The sequence below is a fragment of the Pseudomonas sp. SLFW genome (assembly GCF_009905615.1).
GTDB classification, from domain to species: domain Bacteria; phylum Pseudomonadota; class Gammaproteobacteria; order Pseudomonadales; family Pseudomonadaceae; genus Aquipseudomonas; species Aquipseudomonas bambusae.
The window spans coordinates 113,472-132,480 of record NZ_JAAAKW010000001.1; the positions used below are offsets into that span (position 1 = coordinate 113,472).

Annotated in this window: 16 protein-coding genes; 7 read left to right on the forward strand and 9 right to left on the reverse strand. The window is 59.2% G+C overall.

The annotated features are described in order from the left end of the window. Window positions 1–76: 76 nt before the first annotated feature. Genes GVN17_RS00395 through GVN17_RS00405 form a run of 3 tightly spaced genes read left to right on the forward strand, consistent with a single transcriptional unit; the run spans window position 77 to window position 5,576 of the window. Window positions 77–1,333 (forward strand): exonuclease SbcCD subunit D C-terminal domain-containing protein, encoded by a 1,257-nt coding sequence (locus GVN17_RS00395; protein ID WP_166593255.1) that lies wholly within the window; start codon window positions 77–79, stop codon window positions 1,331–1,333. Then, a complete protein-coding gene (locus GVN17_RS00400) occupies window positions 1,330–4,971 on the forward strand; it encodes an AAA family ATPase (protein WP_166593256.1) in 3,642 nt (1,213 codons plus the stop codon). Before GVN17_RS00395 ends, GVN17_RS00400 begins: the two co-directional genes overlap by 4 nt. Beyond that, on the forward strand, window positions 4,971–5,576 hold the full coding sequence (locus GVN17_RS00405) for a glutathione S-transferase (RefSeq protein ID WP_178115691.1): 606 nt from the start codon (window positions 4,971–4,973) through the stop codon (window positions 5,574–5,576). Before GVN17_RS00400 ends, GVN17_RS00405 begins: the two co-directional genes overlap by 1 nt. A gap of 49 nt (window positions 5,577–5,625) precedes the next feature. Here GVN17_RS00405 and GVN17_RS00410 read toward each other — a convergent pair whose 3' ends face one another. The 4 genes from GVN17_RS00410 to GVN17_RS00425 form a co-directional block, all read right to left on the reverse strand. Next, complete coding sequence (locus GVN17_RS00410; protein WP_166593257.1) at window positions 5,626–6,000, reverse strand: hypothetical protein; 375 nt, start codon at window positions 5,998–6,000, stop codon at window positions 5,626–5,628. Beyond that, window positions 5,990–7,042, reverse strand: coding sequence for a hypothetical protein (locus GVN17_RS00415; RefSeq protein WP_166593258.1), 1,053 nt, complete (start codon window positions 7,040–7,042; stop codon window positions 5,990–5,992). Before GVN17_RS00415 ends, GVN17_RS00410 begins: the two co-directional genes overlap by 11 nt. A gap of 173 nt (window positions 7,043–7,215) precedes the next feature. After that, a complete protein-coding gene (locus GVN17_RS00420) occupies window positions 7,216–7,446 on the reverse strand; it encodes a hypothetical protein (protein ID WP_166593259.1) in 231 nt (76 codons plus the stop codon). Next, a complete protein-coding gene (locus GVN17_RS00425) occupies window positions 7,443–7,634 on the reverse strand; it encodes a hypothetical protein (RefSeq protein ID WP_166593260.1) in 192 nt (63 codons plus the stop codon). The genes GVN17_RS00420 and GVN17_RS00425 overlap by 4 nt, the downstream gene beginning before the upstream one ends. A 417-nt stretch (window positions 7,635–8,051) precedes the next feature. On the opposite strand from GVN17_RS00425, the gene GVN17_RS00430 reads away from it, so the two are divergent. Genes GVN17_RS00430 through GVN17_RS00440 form a run of 3 tightly spaced genes read left to right on the forward strand, consistent with a single transcriptional unit; the run spans window position 8,052 to window position 13,217 of the window. Continuing rightward, window positions 8,052–9,899 (forward strand): IucA/IucC family siderophore biosynthesis protein, encoded by a 1,848-nt coding sequence (locus GVN17_RS00430; RefSeq protein WP_166593795.1) that lies wholly within the window; start codon window positions 8,052–8,054, stop codon window positions 9,897–9,899. After that, on the forward strand, window positions 9,889–11,097 hold the full coding sequence (locus GVN17_RS00435) for an MFS transporter (RefSeq protein WP_166593261.1): 1,209 nt from the start codon (window positions 9,889–9,891) through the stop codon (window positions 11,095–11,097). Before GVN17_RS00430 ends, GVN17_RS00435 begins: the two co-directional genes overlap by 11 nt. A 2-nt stretch (window positions 11,098–11,099) precedes the next feature. Further along, window positions 11,100–13,217 carry a TonB-dependent receptor gene (locus tag GVN17_RS00440; protein WP_166593262.1) on the forward strand — a complete coding sequence of 706 codons (2,118 nt, stop codon included), beginning with the start codon at window positions 11,100–11,102 and terminating at the stop codon, window positions 13,215–13,217. A 283-nt stretch (window positions 13,218–13,500) separates the two neighbouring features. On the opposite strand, the gene GVN17_RS00445 is transcribed toward GVN17_RS00440, so the two are convergent. Both GVN17_RS00445 and GVN17_RS00450 read right to left on the reverse strand, forming a co-directional pair. Beyond that, window positions 13,501–13,683, reverse strand: a complete 183-nt coding sequence (locus GVN17_RS00445) for a hypothetical protein (protein WP_166593263.1) — start codon at window positions 13,681–13,683, stop codon at window positions 13,501–13,503. Window positions 13,684–13,872: 189 nt separating this feature from the next. Then, entirely contained in the window at window positions 13,873–15,039 is a 1,167-nt protein-coding gene (locus GVN17_RS00450) for a lactonase family protein (RefSeq protein WP_166593264.1), read from the reverse strand. Here GVN17_RS00450 and GVN17_RS00455 point away from each other — a divergent pair. Beyond that, window positions 15,038–15,187, forward strand: a complete 150-nt coding sequence (locus GVN17_RS00455) for a hypothetical protein (protein ID WP_166593265.1) — start codon at window positions 15,038–15,040, stop codon at window positions 15,185–15,187. The two genes, GVN17_RS00450 and GVN17_RS00455, sit on opposite strands and share 2 nt — an antisense overlap. Before the next feature lie 148 nt (window positions 15,188–15,335). On the opposite strand, the gene GVN17_RS00460 is transcribed toward GVN17_RS00455, so the two are convergent. From GVN17_RS00460 to GVN17_RS00470, 3 genes are all read right to left on the reverse strand, one after another. Further along, window positions 15,336–15,626, reverse strand: a complete 291-nt coding sequence (locus tag GVN17_RS00460; protein ID WP_166593266.1) for a DUF5629 family protein — start codon at window positions 15,624–15,626, stop codon at window positions 15,336–15,338. 230 nt (window positions 15,627–15,856) lie between these two features. Beyond that, window positions 15,857–17,182 (reverse strand): MFS transporter, encoded by a 1,326-nt coding sequence (locus GVN17_RS00465; RefSeq protein WP_166593267.1) that lies wholly within the window; start codon window positions 17,180–17,182, stop codon window positions 15,857–15,859. 175 nt (window positions 17,183–17,357) lie between these two features. Further along, a complete protein-coding gene (locus tag GVN17_RS00470) occupies window positions 17,358–18,938 on the reverse strand; it encodes an aldehyde dehydrogenase (NADP(+)) (RefSeq protein WP_166593268.1) in 1,581 nt (526 codons plus the stop codon). Window positions 18,939–19,009: the final 71 nt, after the last annotated feature.

Consider the following 19,009-nt stretch of genomic DNA (forward strand, 5'->3'; position numbering starts at 1 on the left):
AGCCCGATCGCGAGCAAGCTCACTCCTACAGGGGGATTGCATTTCTGCTGAAGACCTATTCAACCAAGGTAACCCCATGCGTCTGTTCCACACCTCCGACTGGCACCTGGGCCAGAACCTCCACGGCCAGGAGCGGGACTTCGAACACCAGTGTTTTCTGACTTGGCTGCTGGCCCGTCTGGCCGAGCGCAAACCTGATGCGCTGCTGATCGCGGGCGACATCTTCGACACCGTCAACCCGTCGGTCAAAGCCCAGGAACAGCTCTACGATTTCATCGTCAGCGCCCACGACCAGAACCCGCAACTGACCATCGTGATGATCGCGGGCAACCACGACTCCGGCTCGCGCATCGAACTGCCCGGCCCGCTGATGCGGCGTCTGCGCACCCACGCGCTGGGGCGTGTGCTGTGGCTGGACGACGGCGTGCTCGACGTCGACCGCCTGTTGTTGCCGCTGACCAACGCCAAGGGCAAAGTCCTCGGCTGGTGCCTGGCGTTGCCGTTCCTGCGACCCGCCGAAGTCACCGGCCCCGCGTTGGGCGACAACTACTTGCGCGGCATCGGTCAGGTGCACGAAATGCTCATCGCCGCCGCCAACCAGAAACGCAAGAAAGGCCAGGCCCTGATCGCCATCAGCCACGCGCACATGGCCGGCGGCTCGGTCTCGGAAGACTCCGAACGCAGCCTGATCATCGGCAACGCCGAAGCCCTGCCCGCCAGCCTGTTCGGCGAGACCATCACCTATGTTGCCCTCGGCCATCTGCACAAGCCGCAAAAGGTCAACGGCGAAACGCGCATTCGCTACAGCGGCTCGCCGATTCCTCTGTCGTTTTCGGAAATCGGTTATCAGCATCAGATCCTCGAAGTCGATTGCGAAGCGGGAACACTGGCCAGCGTCACGCCGCTGCTGATCCCCCGCGCCGTCAACCTGCAACGGGTCGGTCCGGCGCCACTGGCCGAACTGCTGCTGCAACTCAAGGACCTGCCGGACATCGACCTGCTGGCCGACGTCGATCGTCAACCGTGGCTCGAAGTGCGGGTGAAGCTGGACGAACCTCAACCGGACCTGCGCAACCAGATCGAATCGGCGCTGGAAAACAAGGCCGTGCGCCTGGTGCGCATCGCCGCCGAATACGCAGGCAAAGGTGCCCGGGACGACGAAGACGACCGCGACCTGATCGAACTGGACCAGCTCAGCCCGCAAGAACTGTTCAGCCGTGCATGGCGCGACAGCTACGGCAGCGAGGTCGATGAACAAACGTTGCAGGACTTCGCCACCCTGCTTCAGGACGTGCAACTGGCAGACGGACAACCGGAGGGCGAACAGCCATGAAAATCCTCGCCATTCGCCTGAAAAACCTCGCCTCGTTGGCCGGCCCATTTGAACTGGACTTCACCGCTGAACCGCTGGCCAGCGCCGGTCTGTTCGCGATCACCGGCCCCACGGGCGCGGGCAAAAGCACGCTGCTGGATGCGCTGTGCCTGGCACTGTTCGGCGCTATTCCCCGGCTCAACAACATCGGCCAGTCACGGGTGCCCGAGATCGACGGCGACATCAGTACCGCCGACCCGCGCAACCTGCTGCGTCGCGGCACCGGCAGTGGCTATGCCGAGGTGGATTTCGTCGGCATCGACAAACGCCGCTACCGCGCCCGCTGGGAGACCAACCGCGCTCGCGACAACGCCACGAAAAAGCTGCAAAACAGCCGCCAGACCCTGACCGATCTGGACAGCGAACAGATTCTCAGCACCCAGAACAAGACCGAATACAAAACCTTGCTTGAAGCGCGGCTCGGCCTGAATTTCGAACAGTTCACCCGCGCCGTGATGCTCGCGCAAAGCGAGTTCAGCGCCTTCCTCAAAGCCGACGACAAAGAGCGCAGCGAGCTGCTGGAAAAACTCACCGACACGGCGATCTACAGCCATTTGGGCCGTCGCGCTTACGTCAAAAGCAAAGAGGCGGAAGAGGCGCTGAAAACCCTCAACGCACAGGCCGGGAGCCTGACGCCCCTCGAACCCGAGCCGCGTGCCGAGTTGGAACAGCGTTTCACCGACGCGCAGGAACAGCTGAAATGGAGTCAGGCGCAACTGCGTCAGCTGGAACTCAAGCAGCAGTGGTTCGCCGAATTGAATCGCCTGCGCGACAGTCATCTGGCCGCCAATGAACAACTGGCCAGCGCGCAGCAGATCTGGGATCAACAAGCCAGCGAGCGGCTGCAATCGGGCCAACTGGAGCGACTAACACCTCAGCGGCACCTGTTCGCTCAGCGTAAAAAGCTCGACGATCAACTGGCTCCGCTGGCGGCGCGGATTCAGGCGCAGACCGAACAGCTCAATCAGACCCAAGCGACGTTGACGGACATCGACGCGCAACTGGCGACCGCGCAAGCCGCCCTGCAACAGGCACAGGACGCACAACAAAACGCCAGGCCCGCACTGAACGAAGCCTTCCAGCAACAGGTGCAGCTCAATCATCTGAACACCGAGCTGCAACAGATCAGCGGGCAGGCGCAGGTCGCTCAGCTCGCCAGCAACGAAGGTCAGGCGGCGCTGGACCAATGGATCGAGCAGCAGCGTCAGGTTGAAGCCCGTTTGCAATCCATCGCCGAACAGCTGCAAAACAGCGCAGTGCTGGATGCGCTGGGCCAGTCGTGGGCGGCCTATCGTCCGAGGCTGCAACAGCTCGTGCTGGTCAGTTCCCGCCTGAACAAAGGCCGCGAAGAGTTGCCCGCGCTGGAACAGGCTTCGACCCGCGCCGAGCAAGCATTGAGTGAGCGTCGAAGCGCGTTGCAAGCGCTGTATGACGACGCCGAGGTCAAGGCCGATGCGGTGAGCCAAGAGATCGAACGCCTTGGGCAACTGTTGCAAGACAATCGCCAGCAGCACAGCGCCAGCGATTCATTGGAACGCCTGTGGCAGCGGCATCAGGACATCGCCAGCCGTCTGCAAGACGTGCAGGCCCAACAGCAACATGCCACCGAACGCCGCGCGCAAGGCATCGCCAAAGGCCTGCAACTCAAGGGCGAGCACGAAGCCGCGCAACAGGCCTTGAACGTCACGGTCGAGTTGCTGCAACGGCAGCGCCTGGCCCGCAGCGCCAGCGTCGAGCAACTGCGCGATCAGTTGATCGACCAGCAGCCCTGCCCGGTGTGCGGCAGCGAAGATCACCCGTATCACCAGTCCGATGCCTTGCTGCAAGCGCTGTCCGGCCATGACGACGGCGAAGAAGCGGCGGCGCGCCTGAAGGTCAGTCAGCTCAGCGAAACCTTGGCCGAACTGCGCGCCGAGGTGCTGGAGCTGAACAACCAGCTCAAGCAGTCCAAGCCCCAGCTGGATCAGCTCGGCGAGCAACTTCAGAAACTGGCACCCGAGCTGGAAGCCCACCCGCTGCATCCGCGTCTGCTGGAGCAACCCGAGGCCCAGCGCAGCGACTGGCTGAGCGAGCGGTTGCATCAGCTGGCGCAGGACATCCTCGCCGCCGAGCAACGCCAGACCCGTTTGCTGAAAGTGCAGCGCGACGCCGAATCCCTGCAACATCAGGTGCAGGAAGCGCGGGAGGCCAGCCAGCAGGCGATGAAACAGCTGGACGATCAACAACGGAATATCTCGCTCGACAACCAGACCTTTGAAACAGCGTTGCAGGAGTTCGAACCGCTGCTGCCTGCCGAGAGCCTGCCGCTGTGGCGTGAATCTGCGACCGAATCGTTTATCCAGCTGGACAACGACATCGCCTCGCGCGTCCAGCAACTCGACCAGCAAAAGGAAGAGCAGCAGGAACACAGTGAGCGCACGCAGAAAATCGAACGTGAACAGTTCGCGCAACAGGGTCGCCTTCAACAGCATCAACAACTGCAACAACGGCTCGACGCCAGCCAGCAGCAACAGCAGGCCGTCCAGCAACGTTTGCAGGAAATCCTTGGCGAACAGGCCAGCGCTGAAGCGTGGCAACAGCATCTGGAACAGGCCGTCGATCAGGCGCGCCAGACACAGGCGACCACCACAGACGCCTTGCAGCAGGCCCGTGCCGAGTCGATCAAATTGACCGCCGAACGGGACAGCGAGCAGCAACGCTTGCAGACGCTGGAGCAGGAAGTGACGGATCTGGCGCGCCAGATCGGCGAGTGGCGCAATCAGCACACGGAACTGGACGATGCGGCGCTCGACACCCTGCTGGGCCTGAGCGACGAGGCGGTCAGCCAGTTGCGCCAACGCTTGCAACAGAGCGAGAAAGCGCTGGAACAGAGCAAGGTGCTGGTGCAGGAACGCGAGGCGCAGTGGCAGCAACATCAGGCGCAGCACAGCGACATCAGCGATGCCGAACAACTGGCGACGGCACTGGCCGAAGCGCAGGCCCAAACGGCCACCCATGACCAACTGTGCGCCGACCTTCGTGCGCAGATCAGCGAAGACGAACGTCGCCGCACTGCCAACAGCGAGTTGCAAGCACATATTAAGTCAGCCCACGACGAATACCTGCGCTGGGGCCGTCTGGCGACGCTGATCGGCTCGGCGGAGGGCGACAAATTCCGCAAGATCGCCCAGGCCTACAACCTCGATTTGCTGGTCCATCACGCCAACGCCCAGCTCAAGCAACTGGTGCGCCGCTACCGCCTCAAGCGCGGCGGCAGCATGCTCGGCCTGCTGGTGATGGACACGGAAATGGGCGACGAACTGCGCTCGGTGCATTCGTTGTCAGGGGGCGAGACGTTCCTCGTCTCTCTGGCGTTGGCCCTTGGATTGGCGTCCATGGCGTCGAGCACGTTGAAGATTGAGTCGCTGTTCATCGACGAAGGCTTCGGCAGTCTCGACCCTGAATCGCTGCAACTGGCGATGGATGCGCTGGATGGCTTGCAGGCCCAAGGCCGTAAGGTCGGGGTGATTTCCCACGTGCGGGAAATGCACGAGCGAATTCCGGTGCAGATTCAAGTGCGCCGTCAGGGCAACGGCCTCAGCACAATTGAGGTCACCTGATGGCCGCCCTGCTCTACTCCTTCCGCCGCTGCCCCTACGCCATGCGAGCGCGCATGGCCGTGGCGTATGCCGGCGTATCGGTCGAAACCGTGGAAGTCAGCCTCAAGGCCAAACCGCCGGAAATGCTCGAACGCTCGCCAAAAGGCACCGTGCCGGTTCTGGTGCTGGACGATCAGGTGCTGGAACAAAGCCTGGACATCATGCGCTGGGCGCTGGCGCAGAACGACCCGGACGATTGGTCGATGGCGTCCGATCCCGAGGCGCAGCGACAGATCGCTGAGTTGATCGCGGAAAACGACGGCTCGTTCAAGACTGATCTGGATCGCTACAAGTACGCCGTGCGTTATCCGGAGTTCACTCAGGCCGAATACCGCGCGCGGGGGGAAGTGTTTCTGGGGAGGCTGGAGGGATTGCTGAGCGGACGGGACTTTCTGATCACCGGCCGTTTGACTTTGGCCGATACCGCCCTGGCGCCGTTCGTGCGGCAGTTCTGCTACGTCGATCCAGAGTGGTTCTGGCAGAGTCAGTATCCGAAGTTGCAGGGGTGGTTGAAGCGGTTTCTGAAATCGGCGTTGTTTGTGAAGGCGATGGCCAAATCGGTATAGCCCCCGCAGCAGCGCGGCTTACCCGCGGGGGGCCTTGAGATCGGCCTCGCTAAATTTTTCCAGTCATGAGTGCCAGAAAAAACAACAGCAGGAGCAACACCGCAGCTGCCACATGGGGGATTACGGCCCAGCGTTTCAAGTGGATGGGCATATTCTTCACATCGTCGGGATCAACCAGGCCCTTTCGGATATACATGTTGCTGAAAAGCATCACGCTCGTTGCAAGTCCCAGTCGGTACTGACGGCCTAATAAACCGGTGTTACTCCCTAGTCGTTTAGCCTCGACATTGATTTTGCTGTTTCCGAGTGCGTCTTCAATTTGCTCAACTCTGAAAAGTACGACCCACAAAAGCAAGGCCGCATCGACAATCAAGAGAAGCATGCCAAACGCCATGCTCCAATTCAGAATGAAATTAACGCCCATTGACTGCCTCGTAGAGCAAAAAAGTTAAGTCCTCTGCAATCACCGACCCCACTGTTCCCCCTCCCCACGCCATACCTGCACCCGCCACTAGTACGCAACCCGCTAAAGCGGCTCCACCGGTCACGACTCCAAGCCCAACGCAGATGGCAGGACCGGCTGCTGTTGCGACTGCTCCTCCGGCCCACGCCCCAAATATTCCACCCGCAGCTTTACCGGTTTCCACATACTTCGCCCGAGTACATTCCTCTTCCCGCCCAGTAGAACAAGCCTCTTTAATCTCCAGTGCGCCTACGCCAACGTCCAGGGCAACACCCACGTAAGCCCCCTTGCTCATCGCACTCGCCATTTTGGTCACGCCCCTGACTTTGCTGGCATAGCCTCTGATGTCACCGGTATGCAGGTAGCTTTTGGTGGAAATACCCAAAATCTGCTTCATCTTGCCTTGGCTGTTCAGGCCCGACCCAAAGCGGCCAATGCCTTTCAGACTCTCCTGCATCCGGGAGAACAGCGCACGGCGCTGGGCAAAGAACTGATCGTTGGTCACCCCTCCAGCCCGCCACTTCTGATGCAGGGCCTCGGTCTGTTTGAGCAAGTCTTCCAGTGCCTTGAGATGCTTGCTCCACGCCGCTGTGGTGGCTCCGATACCGATCGAGCCGTACGACATCACGCTCTGCAGCAGGTCGAAGTTGTGCGTCATGACGTAACTTTCATGGTTTGTCATGCCAATCATCGCCCCGCGAACCTGCGAGGCCAGCTCCATCAACTGCGTTTCTTCGGGGGTGCACAGGTGCGTCGAGCCGTCACTGACGACCACAATCTCCCCTGGCATCACCATGCCATTTCGTAAAAAGGGATTAAGTTGATCGAGCTTCGAACGAGCGCTCATGGAGAGGGCGAGATGATGATCTCTAAGGTGAATATAGTGCCGGGTTTGATCGTTAACGAATGCATAGGGTTGTGACACGTCGAGCTCCTTGCTTTGAAAGGATTGCCGCTGCGCGGTGTCCTTTCCGGGCCAGTAGAAGCCGGACAGTAATTTCAACGTTTGGGGATGTCATCAAACAGGATGTTGAAAAAGGCCTGATCACAAAGTTTTCGGAAAGCCCCTACACCGACGTTGTCGATGGCCTACACGGCGGAAAACAACGCGCTCGACGGGGGCGATCATTCAGACGCCACCGCCGGCAATCCGGGCTGCTACAGGGGGCTGCGCCGTCATACAGTCCGCCACTCAAAAATCGTCGAAAACAGCTCGCCATGCTTCGGCGGCGGGTTGCCTGCGTTGAGGTTCTGCGACCGAAGCATTTCGATGTCCTGCGCGACTTCGGTCTTGAACTCGATGCTCCGCGCCACGCCGCCCACTGAACCGTCGCCAAACCCCAGCAGCGAGCAACCGTTGTTGATCACGGCAAAAAACACGATCACCCAGAAGTTCGCGCCTCTCACGACGCACGCCCCTTCGCCTGATCTGTCGCACGCTCAAGTGCAACGACAGACGATTGCGCGGACGCCGAAGTGGGCGTGCTCAGTTGTGGATTCAGGCTGACGATTGTGACCACTGCGATGAAAACAACATACAACGCGATGGCGGTATAAGCGCCTTGTTTAAGTGAATGAAGAATGGCAGTGGCCATGACAGTAAGCTCCGGGATGTCTCTTTTCTGGCGGCCAGAATGCCCGGAGTTGTTATTAATGAAAAACGATGTGCAGCGATTCAAAAGATCGATTGGGTTGATTATTGAGTTCTTCAATAAAGCCGATAGCGCGGCACTAATAGCACTGTTAATACCGAGCAAGCATGGCTTTAATCACGTCCCACAGCCTTGTCAGAAATGCCCTTCAACCCAGACTGGACGAGGATGACAGAAAATCACTACGCATCAGAATAAATTGCGCCCCCTCAGAGCCAACAATAATCATTATCATCCCCTGACGATCATGGGAGGTATTGATTGTGATCATCGAAGGATTCGGATGTGAGCACGGTACGCGCTTTAATACCTGAAAACGTAACGTCCCATTTAAGGCATGGGATCAACTCTTCCATTTTTATGCATCACTGCATCACCGAAGAAAACGTCACTATCGCGCTTCAAAAATCATCACAACGAGCCTTGCAACGTTTGACACAAGCAATGTTAAGAGAAGGGATAATTCAGTCGAATACACTTACACTGCTACCAGATGGCAATCGCTCATTACCGTTAACTTCTACTACCGAACTTGTATTCGAGGATCTGATTGATCACCGAATGAGTGCCTGGTCATTAGGTGGCAGGGTACTCATTCATCACAAGGGGCAGCCTGCATCCCCTATCACACTGCCTTCAGAACTTCTGGAGTATGTGCTAGCTGTCTCAGATGACATCGCAGATGCAGACGTTTTGACGCGCCTGTCTGCCGAAATCGATAACAGCTTCATGAACGACATCCTCTGCGTGGCGTTTCACGACGCTTGGAGCAGACGTTTGGCCGCGTCCTCGCGTGAGCACGGTTCAAACTCATTCCTTGCCGACTTGCGCGATACACCTGCCGTCAATACCAGCCTCGTTCTGGAGCAATGGGGTACAACCGGACACCCTTGGCATCCCAATTACAAAACGAAACTGGGACTGTCACCCCGCCAAGTGATCGATTACTCCCCAGAGTTCGACGCCCGTTTTGAAGTCATTCTGTGCGCCGTGCACAGAGACTTTATCCATATCGAATCCTTGCCCGGATCACCTGAGTATAGAGACTGGTTAGCCCAATGGTTTCCTGAGCCGCTGCACAAACTTGATAGCCTGCTTCACGCACAAGGCCTTAATGCCAGCGATTACTTCCCGCTCCCTGTCCATCCTTGGCAGGCGAGCGAAACACTCCCATCACTCTTCGCTGATGAACTCCGTGACCGCCTGCTCGTGATGTCCCGGATAAAGGCATTCACAGCACATCCCACCATGTCATTCAGGACTGTTTTACCTGAGGCGAGCCGAACCGCTCCCATGGTCAAACTGCCTGTGGGCCTGCGCCTGACCAGCGTTCAGCGCACCCTGTCCCCGAGGTCTGCGTGCATGGGGCCCAGAGTGTCGGCGCTGCTGATGCGCATCCTCAATGCTGAACCTCAAGTTCAGAAAACGCTCATCCTTGTCCCTGAATGTCTCGGGCTGCACTTCAAATCCCATCGACCATCGGATGATCGTGAACGTCACCTGTCGGTGCTTTACCGAACCAATCCGAATGACCTGCTGAACCCCGGCGAAATAGCTGTCCCTGTCGGAAGTCTGTTCGCACCCGACCACCGCGATGAACCTTTGCTGCGTCAGTGGATTTTGCTCTCAGAGGGCAATGACAGCCCTCAGGCGGCGAGCGACTTTCTAGACCGTTACCTCTATGCCGCCCTTCCGGGGCTCATGGCGATGTACCTGTTGTATGGGATTGCCTTTGAAGCCCATCAACAAAACAGCTTCATGGTGATGGACGTAAACGGACAGCCCTCCCGCTTATTGCTGCGGGATTTCGGTGACATCCGGATCGACCGAAAAACCCTGCATCAACGAGGCTTTGACCTGCTGCTCAAAGATCCGGCAATGACACTGTATGAAGACACCGGCTTTGTCAGGGATAAATTGCTGCACACCGCTTTCATGTGCCATTTCGGTGAGCTGATTCTGTTGATCTCTCGGCACTGGGAACTGACGGAGTCCGATCTCTGGGAAGCCCTCAGCGCCCACGTTAACTGTTGTTTCGACGACCTTAAAGAACGCACCGAACCTGGACGTTGGCATGCAGAGCGTGAGGCATTGCTGGTCAATGACTGGCCCGCAAAATCCTTTCTTCGAATGCGATTGAGGGACAGCCCCATCGATATCGTCAGGCGCCTCAAGAATCCTCTGAACCACGAACGCCATGCGCGCTGACCAACGCGTGATGCGAGCACTGTTGCTGATTCAGTTGATCTCGATGGGAGCCATGGAAATGAGCGGCCCATTCTGGCCACTGCATATGCAGACACTCCTCAGCCCCCACGATCAGGACTACAGCGGGCTACTGGCCGGTCTTGTCTATGCTGGACCGATGCTGACCGCCATGATTTTCACGCCTTACTGGGGGCGGCTGGGCGATCGGGTAGGCCACAAGCTGATGCTCATCAGAGCATTGATTGCATTAGCGATCTGCCAGAGCCTTGCGGGCCTGGTCACAGACCCGTGGCTGCTCATCGTCATGCGAATGGCACAAGGCGGACTCGCCGGATTTCTGGCCGCCGCACAGGCTTATGCACTAAGCCTGAACCTCCAAAATGGGCAGGGACGTACGATTACGAAGCTGCAATCGGCCACGGCCGTGGGATCGCTGGCAGGTCCCGTGGTCGGGGGCTGGCTGATGGAGTCCTACAGCTTTGCAGTGCTGTGCCATCTCGCGGCGGTACTCTGCGCCTGTTGCGCACTCGTCAGTTTCAGGCTTCCTGATACAAGCGACCGATCCAAATCATCGCATAGACCCAATACACCGCTTCCCCGGGGATGGATTGGCGCCCTGCTTCTGATCATCGTGCTCATTCAAGCCGCGAAGGTCATGCCTCAGCCTTTCTACGCGCTCTACGTCACGCAGGTTCTGCATGCGACACCTAGTCTGATCGGCATCACCTACGCCGTGAGCGCGGCATCCCTCGCCTTATCGGCCCCCCTTTGGGGTCGGCTTTTTGATCAATGGCAACCGCCCAAAGTCCTTCAGGTCATCGAGTGGGTGATCTGGCTAAGCGCGTTGACGGTCGCTATTGGAGCATTGGCCAATGAGTGGCTGACGTTCGTGGTGAGTCGACTGCTCTGGGGCGTATGGCAAGGCGCACTACTCCCCGTCGCCTACGCATTGATTGCGAGCACCCTGCCGCAACCCCGCCATGGCTTCGCCTTGGGCCTGGGCAACAGCGCAGCCAAAGCTGGCGCCCTTGCAGGTGTGCTCGTCGGCGGCATCGGCATGAGCTTCATGGGCCTGCTCAACAGCTTCTGGCTTGTTGCATCGACCTACGTCATCGCGGCCTTGGCGGTTCGAGCCATTCGCGCCACGCACACAGCTGCTATCTGCCCTCGTTATTCTTCAACAACTGGAAAAACCTGACAATGACAAAACCCCGACTCACTTTTTTGCTGCCTTTGTTCGGCTCTGTAACCCTGCCTGTGGCTGCCGAGCAAAACGAAAACACCGATCCATCGGGCACCTTGAATCTTTCCGAGGTCGTGGTTTCCGCGACACGGACCCGGGAAAGCATCGCGTCGATTCCGGGGTCGGTGCAGGTCATCGATGCTGAGCAGGTTCGTCAGCAGAGCACTGCGGGGCGTCGGGTGTCGGACATCGTCGGGCAATTGGTGCCAGGACTTGCGCCGGGCACAGGTGGCATGAGCAATTTCGGCCAGACATTGCGAGGTCGCAGCCTGCTGGTGTTGATCGATGGGGTATCGCAGAACTCGACGCGAGACAACTTCCGGCAACTGAACAGTATTTCTCCCGAGAGCATCGAACGAATCGAGGTGATCTCTGGCGCCAGTAGCATCTACGGTGCAGGGGCGTCGGGCGGAATCATCAACATCATTACCAAACGCAATCAGGGCGAGACGCTCGGATTGCGCAGCAAGGTGGGCATCAGCGCAGCCAATAACCTGCAGTCGCAGGGTTTTGCCTACGAAGCCTTTCAAAGCGTGACGGGCCGTGCAGGCCCTTGGGACGGGTATCTCTCGGCTGCACTGACACAACGCAACGATCAGTTCGACGGCAACGGCAAGCGCATTGCGCAGGACACTTCTCAGGGCAGCAATCTAGACACCGAGACCTATGACCTGCAGGCCAGATTCGGCTATCAACTGGATGCTGAACGCGCATTGAGGCTGTCGCTGCAGGACTACAAGGACCAGCAAAAAACCCGTTACAGCAAAGACCCGAAAAATCGGGATGAGGCCGTGGCGGTTAAAGGCCTGATCCTCGGAGATCAACCTCATACGCGCAATCAAGCCATCAATCTGGACTACAGCGACAGCAATTTTTTCGAACAGAGTCTGCAGCTGGAAAGCTACTGGCGGCGCGCCGATGCGCTCTTCTTCCCCGACCTTCGCCGTGGCAAAGCTGGCGTTTCCGATAACAACAGCGTGCAGGATGTGTACGGCTTGCGAGCCGCCATTCAAACCGCCCTGCCCATCCTCGGTAACGTTACCGGGCATCTGGTGTGGGGCGCCGACTACGATCACGAAAGGTCCCGACAGCGCGGTGATCAGTACACCGTCGATGGCCTGACCTACCGCAAGACCGGCACCACTTTTGAACTGGGGCCTGATCTCGAAACCACCACCAAGGCACTGTTCGGCCAGGTCTCCTTTGATCTGGGCGACTGGACCGTGCGAGGAGGCGTGCGCCGTGCGTGGATCGAGAGCCAGGTCAGAGACAGCATCGCTTATGGCGAAATCGTTCGGACCGGACGCTGGTCGACCTTGCCGGGTGAAACGCTCAAGTACGATGCCACGCTCTACAACTTGGGTGCTGTTTACCGCTTGGGCGAGACCCAGGAAATTTTCGCCAACTTCAGCCAAGGCTTTTCATTCCCTGATATTCAGCGCTATTTGCGTGACGTCAGCAGCACCTACGACATCAGCCAACTCAATGCCCAAGCGTTGAAGGTCGACAGCCATGAACTGGGCTGGCGCGCGAATGGGGACAAATGGCGCACCCAGATAACGTTTTATGAAAACACCTCCGACGTGACCCAGTTCTACGACGCGCGGGACCGCGTGCTGAGGTTGATCAACCAGAACGAACGCGTGAGAGGAATCGAAACCGATGTGGCCTATCGTCTGAGTGACGTATGGAATACGGGCGGGACCTATTCGTGGGTAAAAGGGGAAACACGCCAGGCGGGCAAATGGATCGACCTGCCGGCGACGCGCGTGTCACCGGCCAAAACAACGGTCTATGCCGAATATGCGCCCGACCGTTACTCCATCCGTCTGCAAGCGTTGCATCTCGCCAACTACGACGCCGCCGCCAAAGACAATAATGGTCGTTCCATTGATAGTTACACCCTGTTTGATCTTCTGGGTTCGACCCGACTGCCGGTGGGACGTATGGAAGGCGGTATCTATAACGTGAACAATCGTCAGTACCAGACGCTATTCAGCCAAGCCACCGTTCGTGCGCCTTTTACGCACGCTCAGGGCCGAACGGTAGGAATCAGTTATGCACTGGATTTCTGATAATGCTCACGCATAAAAAAATCCCCATCGCTTATTCAGCAGACGGGGACCAAAGGGAGGGAATTCAACGCTTTCGCGAGCAAGCTCGCCGGCATTTGATGCATGGTCTGACACTCAGTGGTCAGTGGGTCGCATCAACCTGTTAACGGCGAAGTTGCTCGCGAAAGCGTTCTTTCAATGTCGAGCAATGTGAAGCGGTACCGCGGTGTTTCTTACAAATCCATTCCCCGGCATTGAATACTTTCTTCATTAACGGGGAATGGATTTACGTCGAGAGTTCTATTCATTGCTGGGTCTTATGATCCAGAGCTGCGTAGAAGTTGGCGCTTTGTTGCAGGTATTTCGGGGTGTAGCTCTGGGTCGAACTGATTTTTTTCTCTGTCACTTCGGCACTGGCACTGGCTGGCAATGCAACGGTGGCGGAGATGGCAGACGCGGCGATGATGGAGAAGAGATTGAAGTTCATGATGTGTACCTCGGTGTTGATGTTTCGTTTCAAGTCTTGACCGTCTTGGCCGTGGAATGAAAGTTACGCCCGAGGAGCTTTCAGAAAAAATCTTTTCTGCCACTAGCCCTTATCAATTCAATTAATAGATGGCTCCAGCCCTTGATTTCAAAGGGCTGGAGGGTGCGTCAAGGTGTCACTTGCGCGAGGTCAATGCGTGAGAAAGCGGAAATCGGAGGGGGAATCGAAGTCGACTTTCTGCACGGTATCGCCCAGAACGCCGGTTTTCGGGTCGACGCGGACGGTGACGATCTGGTTGCTTTTCTGGTTGGCGATCAGCAGGAAGCGGCCGCTGGGGTCGAAGGCGAACTCACGGGGTTCCTTGCCTTCCACGGAACGGCGCTGGATTTCCTTGAGCTGACCATTACCGGCGTTAATGCTGAAGACCAGCAGTTCGTTGATGTCGCCGCGGTTGGCGACGTAGAGGAATTTGCCGTCCGGCGAGGTGTGCAGGCCACCGGCGGCGCGGTATTGCTGGCCGTCCTGCTTGGCAAGGTCGACCAATTGCGTACGTTTAAAGGCGCCGTCGTGGTAGTCGAATACCGCGACCTGACCGCTCATTTCCATGGTCAGCCACGCGTGTTTGCCGTCCTTGCTGAACAGCAGATGGCGCGGGCCGCTGCCCGGTGGCAGGTCAACAGACGGGGTTTTCGCGGGCTTGAGGGGCTGGGACTGTTTGCCGTCGTAGTTGAAGACGAACATCTTGTCGGCGCCCAGGTCCATGGCGATCAGGTATTTGCCATCAGGCGTGGGCACGGCCGAGTGGACGTGGGACGAGGCCTGGCGCTCAGGGTTAACCTTGCTGGCTTCGTGGGTGGCGGTCTGCACCACGGGGGACAACTTGCCATCCTTGCCGACCGGAGCCACGGCCAGCGAGCCGCCGGGATCGGGGTGCACGGCGTAGTTGGCGACGAACAGGAAGCGGCCATCGGCGCTGAGGTTCGAGTGGGTCGGCTCATCACTTTTGCTGTCGATCTGGTTGATGAACGAGACGGCATGGGTTGTGGGATCAATGGCGAAACTGCTGACCTTGCCGACCACGTCGGTCTGGCCGGGGCCGTTTTCGTTGACGGCGAACAGGTGGCGCTGGTCTTTGGACAGGGTCAGCCAGGAGGGGTTTTCGCTTTTGATGACCTGCCGAGGCTTGGCGTCGAGTTGGCCAGTCTGAGTGTTGAAGCCATAACGGTAGATGCCTTCACTGGCACCGGCGGTGTAAGCCCCCACCAGCACGTCGTAATCGGTCATGGGTTTGGCCTGAACGGTGAAAACGGTGAGGCTGCTGGCGAGGGCCAGCCAGGGCAGGATTCTGGGTGTCATGTGGGCTGATCTCTTGTTGGCATTATTGGCGCGTGGTTTACGCGAGAATCAGGTCTATGACAGCGGTTGGGTGGCAGTAGTTGCCGATGCAGGCCTGTACCTGTACCTGCACCTGTACCTGTACCTGTACCTGCCTCGGTACCTGTAGGAGCTGGCTTGTCCTGCGACCGGCTGCGAAGCAGTCGTAGATCCGGCAAACGCGGTGGATCAGGCAGACCGCATATTCCAGTTTTACGACGACTCCGTCGCCGGTCGCAGGACAAGCCAGCTCCTACAGGGGGCTGCGGCGTCAGGCGTTACTCGTCTTCTTCATCATCGCCGGCCGCGAACGCTTCGAGCACCAGAATGCGATGGTCGGCGTTGCCGTCGTTGATGACCCAGCTTTGCAGGGCGCTGTCGAATTCGGCAGCGTCGACCTGAGCGAGGGAAAAGCGCCAGACCTTGCGCTCGCGGCCGTCCATGCTTTCGATCTGCAGCATTTCATCCAGAGTGAATTCGAAGGCGTGCAGGCCGTCGACTTCCAGCATGGCTTGGGACGTCAGGGCGGTTTGCAGGGCAGCGCGCAGGGTTTGGGGTGTGGTGGTCATGGCAAGGGTTCGCTTCGGATGAAAGCGCGAATGATAGGTCAAAAGGCGTCAGGGTGGGCGAATCAGGGATCTGGGGTTGCGCCACTTCCTTGTAGGAGCGAATTCATTCGCGATGAGGCCGGTACAGGCGATGCATCTCTGTTGCCTGATCCACCTTCGCGAATGAATTCGCTCCCACAGGTTCAGCATGCAGCCGGCACAATCGAGGCGACTGCTCGCTTGCAGCTCAATCACTCCTGCTGCGCATCCTTGGCGTAATACCGCGCCGGAATGCCCCAGACGATCAGCGCAATCGCCAATACGCTCACGGCACACAACGCGAACAGCGCCGGGGTGGCGGTGCCGGTGAGGTCTTTGATCCGACCGACCATGAACGGCGCGATGACACCGCCCAACTGACCGAGCGAGTTGATCAGGGCGATCCCCGCCGCAGCGGCGATGCCACTCAGGAAGCGCGGCGGGATGGTCCAGAAGATCGGCATCCAGGCGATGATGCCGGTCATGATCAGGGTCATGCCGATCATCAGCGGCGTGAGTTGACCGGGGAACAGCGCGCAGACCAGATAGCCCAGTGCCGTCAGCGTGGCGCACCCTGCCATGTGCCAGCGGCGCTCGCGGTGACGGTCGGAACTGGCGCCGATCAGCAGGTTGCCGATGACCGCGCCTACGTACGGGATGACCGTCAGCAGACCGATGTCCATCGTGTCCAGCACCCCGGCGCTTTTGATCAGTTGCGGCATCCAGAACAGCAGGCCGGTCAGGGCCATGACCAGGCACAGGTAGATCCCCGACATCACGTACGTGGTCGGGTGTTTCCAGATGTCTTTGACCTTCTGCGCCCCGACGGGCTTGGGCTCGTTGGCCATGCGCGACAGGACGATTTGCTTCTCCTGAGCGCTGAGCCAAGGGGCGTCTTCGATACGGTCCTTGACCAGCCAGAACACCACACCGCCAAGGATCACCGACGGAATGCCTTCCAGCAGAAACAGCCAGCGCCAGCCGGCCAGGCCCATGACGCCGTCGAAGTGGCCGAGGATCAGCCCGGCTATAGGACCGCCGACGATGCCGCACAGGCAAATGGAGCTTTTGAAGTAAGAATTGACCCGCGCCCGTCGTGTGCCGGGGTACCACTGAGTGAAGAAATACAGCACGCCGGGGACGAAGCCGGCCTCCATCACGCCAATCAGAAACCGCAGCGTGTAGAACCAGAATTCGGTCTGCACGAACATCATGCAGGCCGAGGCGATGCCCCAGGACACCATGATCCGGGCGATCCAGATGCGCGCGCCGATCTTGTGCAAAAGCACGTTGCTGGGCACTTCGAACAGGAAATAACCGACGAAGAACAGGCTCGCGCCGAGGCCGTAGACGGTCTCGCTGAAGCCCAGATCGCTGGCCATCTGAAGCTTGGCGAAGCTGATGTTGACCCGGTCCAGGTAGGCGAACAGGAAACAGCAGATGAACAGCGGCACGATGCGCCAGCTGACCTTGCGGTAAATGCTGTCTTCCAGCGCGTCGGTGTCGAGCTGTTCCAGCGGTATGGCGTTGGCGGTCATGGGGCGCACCTCGTTTGTTTTTATGGGGTGTCGGGATCGTCGAGCCGAACGGTTTATCGGGTTGGGCACGATCCTGTGGGAGCGAATTCATTCGCGAAAAGCGGGTACAGGCGATACATCTCTGTTGCCTGACCCACCTTCGCGAATGAATTCGCTCCCACAGTTTCAAGCCACGCTAAAGACCAGCGGTGGTATTCACTCCATCCACCAACCGCTGAATCCCCAGCGGGTTGGCGTTTTTCAAGGCGTCGGGCAAGGCGCTGTCGGGGTAGTTCTGGAAACAAACCGGGCGCAGATAACGGTCGATGGCGAGGGTGCCGACCGAGGTGCCGCGGGCATCCGAGGTGGCGGGGTACGGGCCGCCGTGCACCATCGAATCCACCACTTCCACGCCGGTCGGGTAGCCGTTGATGAGAATCCGGCCGACCTTCTGCTCCAGCAACGCAGTGAGTTCGCTGAAGCGCTGCATGTCGTCACCATCGACCAGCAGCGTCGCGGTGAGTTGGCCGTGAAGCCCGCGCAAGGCGCCGTTGAGCTGCGCTTGATCGGCCACTTCCACCACAATCGACGTCGGGCCGAAGACTTCTTCTTGCAGCAGCGCGTCGCCTTCGAGCAACAGGCGGACGTCGGCCTTGAACAGCTGCGGATGGGCCTGATCGCCCTTTTGCTCGCTGCCTGCCAGGTGCGTAATGCCCGCGTGAGCGTGCAAGGCTTTCAGGCCCCGGCTGTAGCTGCCCAGCGTGCCGGTGTTGAGCATGGTCTGCGGCGGCTGATCGTTGATCTGTGCGGCCAGGCGTTTCTGAAATTCAGTAAAAGCCGGAGAGCGCAGGCCGATGATCAGACCGGGGTTGGTGCAGAACTGCCCGCAGCCCTGAACGATGGACGCCGCCAGTTCCGACGCGATGCGTTCGCTGCGAAGGCCCAGCGCTTGAGGGAGGATGATCACCGGGTTGATGCTCGACATCTCGGCGAACACCGGAATCGGTTGCGGACGCGCAGCCGCCATGTCGCACAGCGCACGACCGCCCTTGAGCGAGCCGGTGAAGCCGACGGCCTGAATCGCCGGGTGCTTGACCAGCCACTCGCCCACGCCCCCGCCGTAGATCATGTTGAACACGCCTTTGGGCATGGCGGTTTTGTCGGCGGCGCGCAGGATGGCCTCGGCGACGAGTTCAGCGGTGGCCATGTGGCCGCTGTGGGCCTTGAACACCACCGGGCAACCGGCGGCCAGTGCCGACGCGGTGTCGCCGCCTGCGGTAGAGAACGCCAGGGGGAAGTTGCTGGCGCCGAATACGGCGACCGGGCCAAGGCCGATGCGGTATTGACGAAGGTCCGGACGAGGCGCCGGTTTGCGGTCTGGCAGCGGCAGGTCGATCCGTGCGCCGTAGAAATCGCCGCGACGCAGGACCTTGGCGAACAGGCGCATCTGGCCCGTTACGCGTCCGCGTTCGCCTTGAATGCGGGCGGGCGGCAAGGCGGTTTCGCGGCAAACGGTGGCGATGAAGTCGTCGTCCAGCGCGTCGATTTCATCGGCGATGGCGTCGAGGAAGTGCGCGCGTTTTTCGGCGCTCAGCGAACGATACGCCGGGTAGGCAGAGGCGGCGGCGTTGGCAGCGGCATCGACTTCTTCAACCGTGGCCTGATAGAAATCGTGAGGCAGCGTTTCGCCGGTGCTGGCGTCGACGCTGTAGACGATGACCGTGCCTGCGGCGCTGCGAGTGCCGTTGATGAAGTTGTGGCCGAGGATGTGAGGCATGTTGAGACTCCTTCAGGGACGCGGAGCGTCCGGAGAGGCATTCCCACACGGTGCGTGGGAACGATCCGTGT

Excerpts from the sequence above, each read along its gene's own strand:
- GVN17_RS00405 (WP_178115691.1), top strand. The coding sequence starts at position 4,971 with ATGGCCGCCCTGCTCTACTCCTTCCGCCGCTGCCCCTACGCCATGCGA.
- GVN17_RS00440 (WP_166593262.1), top strand. The coding sequence starts at position 11,100 with ATGACAAAACCCCGACTCACTTTTTTGCTGCCTTTGTTCGGCTCTGTA.
- GVN17_RS00455 (WP_166593265.1), top strand. The coding sequence starts at position 15,038 with ATGTGGGCTGATCTCTTGTTGGCATTATTGGCGCGTGGTTTACGCGAG.
- GVN17_RS00425 (WP_166593260.1), bottom strand. The coding sequence starts at position 7,634 with ATGGCCACTGCCATTCTTCATTCACTTAAACAAGGCGCTTATACCGCC.
- GVN17_RS00450 (WP_166593264.1), bottom strand. The coding sequence starts at position 15,039 with ATGACACCCAGAATCCTGCCCTGGCTGGCCCTCGCCAGCAGCCTCACC.
- GVN17_RS00435 (WP_166593261.1), top strand. The coding sequence starts at position 9,889 with ATGCGCGCTGACCAACGCGTGATGCGAGCACTGTTGCTGATTCAGTTG.
- GVN17_RS00445 (WP_166593263.1), bottom strand. The coding sequence starts at position 13,683 with ATGAACTTCAATCTCTTCTCCATCATCGCCGCGTCTGCCATCTCCGCC.
- GVN17_RS00430 (WP_166593795.1), top strand. The coding sequence starts at position 8,052 with ATGCATCACTGCATCACCGAAGAAAACGTCACTATCGCGCTTCAAAAA.
- GVN17_RS00410 (WP_166593257.1), bottom strand. The coding sequence starts at position 6,000 with ATGGGCGTTAATTTCATTCTGAATTGGAGCATGGCGTTTGGCATGCTT.
- GVN17_RS00470 (WP_166593268.1), bottom strand. The coding sequence starts at position 18,938 with ATGCCTCACATCCTCGGCCACAACTTCATCAACGGCACTCGCAGCGCC.
- GVN17_RS00400 (WP_166593256.1), top strand. The coding sequence starts at position 1,330 with ATGAAAATCCTCGCCATTCGCCTGAAAAACCTCGCCTCGTTGGCCGGC.
- GVN17_RS00460 (WP_166593266.1), bottom strand. The coding sequence starts at position 15,626 with ATGACCACCACACCCCAAACCCTGCGCGCTGCCCTGCAAACCGCCCTG.
- GVN17_RS00465 (WP_166593267.1), bottom strand. The coding sequence starts at position 17,182 with ATGACCGCCAACGCCATACCGCTGGAACAGCTCGACACCGACGCGCTG.
- GVN17_RS00395 (WP_166593255.1), top strand. The coding sequence starts at position 77 with ATGCGTCTGTTCCACACCTCCGACTGGCACCTGGGCCAGAACCTCCAC.